Origin of the sequence: Nitratireductor pacificus pht-3B (assembly GCF_000300335.1) — a bacterium.
Lineage (GTDB): Bacteria > Pseudomonadota > Alphaproteobacteria > Rhizobiales > Rhizobiaceae > Nitratireductor > Nitratireductor pacificus.
The window spans coordinates 1-6,048 of the sequence record NZ_AMRM01000041.1 but is presented as its reverse complement, the minus strand read 5'-3'; the positions used below and the strand labels follow the sequence as shown (position 1 = coordinate 6,048).

Here is a 6,048-nt window from a genome sequence, read left to right as displayed (position 1 = left end):
GCCACCGGCGCCGGAGCGATGGGCCGGGTGGCGCGCGGCGGCTGCGGAGGGCGGTTCGCTTCGGGCGGCCGCGAGAGCGCAGGCTCGGGCCTGTTGTCGGCCGGGCCGCGCGGTTCGGCGGCAAAGGGGGCCGCGATGTTGGCTTCAACCACAAGGTCGGTCGGCCCGCCAATCAGAAGCAGATGCTCGACATTGTCCCGGCGCACCAGCACCAGACGGCGATGATTGTCGACCGGCGTCGCGTCGGTCACGGCAAGCCGCGGCTGGCGTCCGCGCCCGCCGGAAACGAAGGTTCCGCTCGTCAGCCGGCGCGAGACGCGCAGGACGACCCAAAGCAGGATGGCAACGGCAACCAGGATGATTGTCCAGAATGCCGGAACTGCATAGGCCTCCCCGAAAATCCCGACCAGCCAATCGCGCATTGAACCACTCCGATAACGTCCATATCCCGTGCACACTATGCGCGGCCCGGGCGGGCGGCAACCCGTTGCGGGCGCTTATCCTCGGGCCGTGCAGGCCATTCGCCGCGCAAACGGGGTGGATTTGCTGTTCGATTACCGGTGTGCGCTTGCAGATGCCGGGCGGGCTGATATATCCCGAATGGGCCGGGAACGCATGTGCGCCGGAATGACTGGGCTGGATAGACGGGAAACGCATGGCCAAGCAAACTGGCGGAGAAATCCACGCGGCGCCGATCATAGACCAGAGTTCGCGTCCCGGTGCGATAACACGTCTCCTCATCTTCGTCGTGATCCTGACCTGCTCGGCGGTTGCGTTCGCGGTGTTCCGCGAGCGGCTCGGCGACCCGTTCCTGCTCGGAATTCTGGGCATGCTCGCCATGATCGGGGTCGGTTTCCTGTTTGCCACGGCGATCGGCTTCGTGCAGGTCGCGCCGCGCTCGGCGGGCAGCGAGCTGTCGCGCTCCTTCGTCGATTCCATGGAGGAGGGGCTGGTCGTCGCCGACACCAAGGGCCGGATTCTCTACGCCAATCACGCCTATGCCCGGATGACCGGCGCCACCTCCGTCGCCGATGTGAAGACCGTCGACAATCTCCTGTCGGACAATCCGGAAGCCGCGCCGACCATCGACCGGCTCGCGGCCGGCCTGCGCGACGGGCGGCCTGGCGACGGTGAGTTCCGCCTTTCCCATTCGATCCGGCCGGGCGCCGAACTGGGCGCACGCTGGTACCGGACCTGGGCGCGCATCTTCAAGCTGCCCGGACACCGCCAGCCGGTGTCGGCCTGGCAGATCGCCGACATTTCGCGGGAACGGGCGGAGCAGGAACGCTTCTTCCTCGACCTTCAGAAGGCGATCGACCATCTGGACCATGCCCCCGCCGGATTCTTCGCGGCCGATCCGGACGGGCGCGTCACCTACATCAACGCGACGCTGGCCGAATGGCTGGGGATCGAGCTGGCGAACTTCGTGCCGGGCGCCGTGCGCCTGCCGCAGATCGTCGCCGGCGACGGGATGGCGCTGATCAATGCCGTCAAGGCCGATCCGGGCACGGCGCGCAATGCCGTGATCGATCTCGACCTGTCGACCATGGACGGCCAGGTGCTGCCGGTACGCTTCATGCACCGCGCGACGACCAGCCGCGACGGCACGTCCGGCCCGACGCGCACCATCGTTCTCAACCGGCGGCACGGCGAGGACGCCTCCGCCGATCTGCGCGCTTCGGAGGTGCGGTTCACGCGCTTCTTCAACTCCACGCCGATGGCCATCGCCTCGGTGGACCGCGAGGGGCGCATCCTGCGCACCAACGCGCCGTTCCTGTCGCTGTTCTCCCGCGTGGTCGACAGCGATGCGCTCGAACGGCACATCAAGCTCGACGCGGTGATCCACGAACGCGACCGCGATGCCTTTGCGCTGGCGCTCGATCGCGCCAAGCAGCGGCAGGCCGAAATTTCGCCGATCGACACGGTTCTGCCCGACGACGCGGAGCGTCACGTGCGCTTCTACGTCAACCCGGTGGTCGATCATGCCGGCGGCGAGGAAGCCGAGGAGGCGGCGATCGTCTATGCCGTCGAGACGACGGAGCAGAAGGCGCTCGAGGCTCAGATGGCGCAGAGCCAGAAGATGCAGGCGGTCGGCCAGCTCGCCGGTGGCATCGCCCACGACTTCAACAACGTGCTGACCGCCATCATCATGGCGTCGGACCTGCTCCTGACCAACCATCGCCCGTCGGATCCCTCTTTCCCCGACATCATGAACATCAAGCAGAACGCCAACCGCGCCGCCTCGCTGGTGCGGCAGCTCCTGGCGTTCTCGCGCCGCCAGACCCTGCGTCCGGAGATCCTGAACCTGACCGACGTGCTTGCCGACCTGCGGATGCTCCTGGCGCGTCTGGTCGGCAACGAGATCACGCTGGCCGTCGAGCACGGGCGCGATCTGTGGCCGGTCAAGGCCGACATCGGCCAGTTCGAGCAGGTGATCGTCAATCTGACTGTCAATGCGCGCGACGCCATGCCGGATGGCGGCGCGCTGACGGTGCGGACGAAGAATTTGAGCGCCGAGGAAGCGGCGAAGCTCTCCTATCGCGAACTCGTCCATGCGGACTATGTCACGGTCGAGGTGGAGGACAGCGGTACCGGCATCGAACCGGAGACCCTGAAGAAGATTTTTGAGCCGTTCTTCACCACCAAGGAAGTGGGCAAGGGCACCGGCCTTGGCCTCTCCATGGTCTATGGCATCGTCAAGCAGACCGGCGGTTTCATCTTCTGCGATTCCGAGGTGGGCAAGGGCACCATCTTCCGCATTTTCCTGCCGCGCCATGTGCCGACGGAAGCGGAAAAGGCGGCCGAGGCCAATGGCGCCGCCGAGGAGCAGACGCGCCGGGCCAAGGAAGAAAGCCGCGATCTCTCGGGATCGGCCCGCGTCCTGCTGGTGGAGGACGAGGACGCCGTGCGCATGGGGAGCGTCCGGGCGCTCTCGTCGCGCGGATACGAGGTTCATGAGGCAAGCTCAGGCGCCGAGGCGCTCGAAGTGTTCAACGCGCTCGACGGCAAGGTCGACATCGTCGTGTCGGACGTGGTGATGCCGGAGATGGACGGGCCGACCCTGCTGGTCGAGCTGCGCAAGGTCCAGCCCGACATCAAGTTCATCTTCGTCTCTGGCTATGCCGAGGATGCGTTCGCCAAGAACCTGCCGGAGGAAGCCCAGTTCGGATTCCTGCCGAAACCCTTCTCGCTCAAGCAACTGGCGACCGTCGTGAAGGAAATGCTGGAGGCGGACTGAGCTTCCGGAGCCTTGCGGCGCGGGCGCTCCGCAAGGCCGTGGCGTTCAGACCGAGACCGCGCGGCGCACCCGGTTCTCGGCGCCGAAAACCTCGATGTAGCGCTTGATCTCCGCCGGATCGCCGGTGGCTTTCTCGGGGTTGTCCGAGAGCTTGACGGCCGGTCGGCCATTGGCCTCGCTGACCTTGCAGACCAGCGATATCGCCTTCAGCCCCTGCACCTCGCGCGGCGCGCAGTCCTCGAAATCGTTGGTCAGGTTGGTGCCCCAGCCGAAGGCCATGCGCACCTTGCCGTCGAAATGCCTGTAAGCCTCCTCGATGGTCTCGACGTCGAGCCCGTCGGAGAAGATGAGCATCTTGTCGCGCGGGTCCTTGCCGTGCCGGCGCCAGAACTCGATGATCCGCTCGCCGCCTTCGATCGGCGGGGCGCTGTCGGGACGGAAGCCGGTCCAGTCGGCCACCCAGCCCGGCGCGTCGCGGAGGAAGGATTCCGTTCCGAAGGCGTCGGGCAGGACGATCAGCAGGTTGCCGCCATAATAACTCTGCCAATCCTCCAGAACCCGGTATGGCGCCGCGCGCAGCTCCTCCTCGCTGTTGGCGAGCGCCGCCAGCACCATCGGCAGTTCGTGGGCGTTGGTTCCCAGAGCTTCCAGATCGGTATCCATCGCCAGAAGAACGTTGGAGGTGCCGGTGAAGGCTTCGCCGATCCCCTCCTTGAGCGCCTCGACGCACCAGCGCTGCCAGAGGAAGGAATGCCGGCGGCGCGTGCCGAAATCGGAGATCTTGATGTCGGGTAATTTCCTGAGACGCTCGACCTTCGACCATACCTTGGCCTTGGCCCGGGCATAGAGGACGTCGAGGGCGAAGGGGCCGAGCGAGCGCATGGCGGCGCGCGAGCGCAACTCGTTGATGATCGCGAGCGCGGGGATCTCCCACATGCTCGTTTCCATCCAGCGGCCGTGGAAATGCAGCTCGAACTGGCCGTCGCGCCGCGACAGCTCGTATTCCGGGAGGCGGAAATCGGCGAGCCAGTTCAGAAATTCCGGCTGGAAGATCTGCTTGCGCCCGTAGAAAGTGTTACCTGCGAGCCAGATCATCTCCTTCTTGGAGAAGCGGATTTCGCGCGCGTGGTCCAGCTGCTCGCGCAGCTCGTCCTCGTTGATCTCGTCGGCGAGGCGCACCTTCTTGTTGCGGTTGATCAACGAGAAGCGCGCGTCGACATCCGGGTAGAGCCCCCAGATCATCTGCAGCATCAGCAGCTTGTAGAAGTCGGTGTCGAGCAGGCTGCGGCAGATCGGATCGAGCTTCCAGGTGTGGTTGTAGACGCGTCGCGCAATATCCGTCTTCGGCATGATGTCGGTTCTTCCTGAATGTGGCGTGCCGCAACGGCGCTTTCTCCGGACCGGCAGACGACACCGGGAAGGGGGCGATTGTCAATGATCCAGCAGAAGGAGCGTCATGGTTTAAATTTCGTTACCGGCGTTAAGGTTTTGTTAGGAAAGTGCGCAAACAATCGACACTGGGAGGAGATCCACGGAGACAATCATGTCTGGATCTGCTTTGGCCCTGCGCCCGCTTCTCGGCGTATCCGTTCTTGTTGGTGTCTTCCCTGTTATCAGTCTTGCACACGAAGCCAAATCGGGATGGCGATATCCCTATGCCTGCTGTTCCGACAATGATTGCCGGGAGATCAAGGACGCTGCCATCTCGGAGGTTCCGGATGGCTACCTTATCAAGGTGACGGGCGAGGTTGTGAGCTACAGTGACAAGCGCGTGAAGAACTCGCCGGACGGCGTGTTCCACTGGTGCTCGGTTGCCGGCAAGGACGATTCCCGGACGATCTGCCTGTTCGTGCCGCCGCGCAGCTATTGAGCTTCGCATGCCGCGCAGGCGAGGTCACAAGGGAATGTTGTCGTGCTTCTTCCAGGGATTCTGCAGATCCTTGTTGCGCAGCATGCGCAGGGCACGGGCGATCCTCTGGCGTGTCGAATGCGGCATGATCACCTCGTCCACATAGCCGCGTTCGGCCGCGACGAAGGGCGACAGGAAACGGTCCTCATACATCTTGGTGTGCGCCGCGATCTTCTGCGGATCGTCGATGTCCTTGCGGAAAATGATCTCGACGGCGCCCTTTGCGCCCATCACGGCGATCTGCGCCGTCGGCCAGGCGTAGTTGATGTCGCCGCGCAGATGCTTCGAGGCCATCACGTCATAGGCCCCGCCGAACGCCTTGCGCGTGATGACGGTGATCTTCGGCACGGTCGCCTCCGCATAGGCGAACAAAAGCTTCGCGCCGTGCTTGATCAGGCCGCCATATTCCTGCGCGGTGCCCGGCAGGAAGCCCGGTACGTCGACGAAGGTGACCAGCGGTATGTTGAAGCAGTCGCAGAAGCGGACGAAGCGCGCCGCCTTGCGTGAGGCGTCGCTGTCCAGAACGCCGGCCAGCACCATCGGCTGGTTGGCGACAAAGCCGACCGTGCGTCCTTCCACGCGGCCGAAGCCGGTGACGATGTTCTTGGCGAAGGAGGCCTGAATCTCGAAGAAGTCGCCTTCGTCGCAGGTCTTCAGGATCAGTTCCCTGATGTCGTAGGGCTTGTTGGCGTTGTCGGGGACGAGGCGGTCGAGCGAGGGATCGGCGTCCGTGACCGACTGGTAGCATTCCACCTCCGGCAGCTCGGCCGTGTTGGAGGCGGGCAGGAAGTCGATCAGGCGGCGCATCTGCAGAAGCGCTTCGATATCATTGTCATAGGCGCCGTCGGCTATGGAGGATTTCACCGTGTGAACTGAAGCGCCGCCCAGTTCCTCCGCCGTC

At 64.6% G+C, this 6,048-nt stretch carries 5 protein-coding genes; 2 read left to right on the top strand and 3 right to left on the bottom strand.

Annotated features, from left to right (window positions below):
- Positions 1-422, bottom strand: a 422-nt coding sequence (locus tag NA2_RS21095) for a flagellar biosynthetic protein FliO (RefSeq protein ID WP_008599314.1), incomplete at its 3' end; no start/stop codon positions are given.
- A 233-nt stretch (positions 423-655) separates the two neighbouring features.
- Between NA2_RS21095 and cckA the strand changes: the two genes are divergently transcribed.
- A complete protein-coding gene (cckA, locus tag NA2_RS21090; RefSeq protein ID WP_008599313.1) occupies positions 656-3,238 on the top strand; it encodes a cell cycle histidine kinase CckA in 2,583 nt (860 codons plus the stop codon).
- A 45-nt stretch (positions 3,239-3,283) separates the two neighbouring features.
- On the opposite strand, the gene pncB is transcribed toward cckA, so the two are convergent.
- Complete coding sequence (gene pncB, locus NA2_RS21085) at positions 3,284-4,588, bottom strand: nicotinate phosphoribosyltransferase (RefSeq protein ID WP_008599312.1); 1,305 nt, start codon at positions 4,586-4,588, stop codon at positions 3,284-3,286.
- Between the two features lie 208 nt (positions 4,589-4,796).
- Here pncB and NA2_RS21080 point away from each other — a divergent pair, with 208 nt between their 5' ends.
- Positions 4,797-5,108 carry a hypothetical protein gene (locus tag NA2_RS21080; protein WP_008599311.1) on the top strand — a complete coding sequence of 104 codons (312 nt, stop codon included), beginning with the start codon at positions 4,797-4,799 and terminating at the stop codon, positions 5,106-5,108.
- A 24-nt stretch (positions 5,109-5,132) separates the two neighbouring features.
- On the opposite strand, the gene NA2_RS21075 is transcribed toward NA2_RS21080, so the two are convergent.
- A partial coding sequence (locus tag NA2_RS21075; protein ID WP_008599310.1) for an acyl-CoA carboxylase subunit beta occupies positions 5,133-6,048 on the bottom strand: 916 nt, incomplete at its 5' end.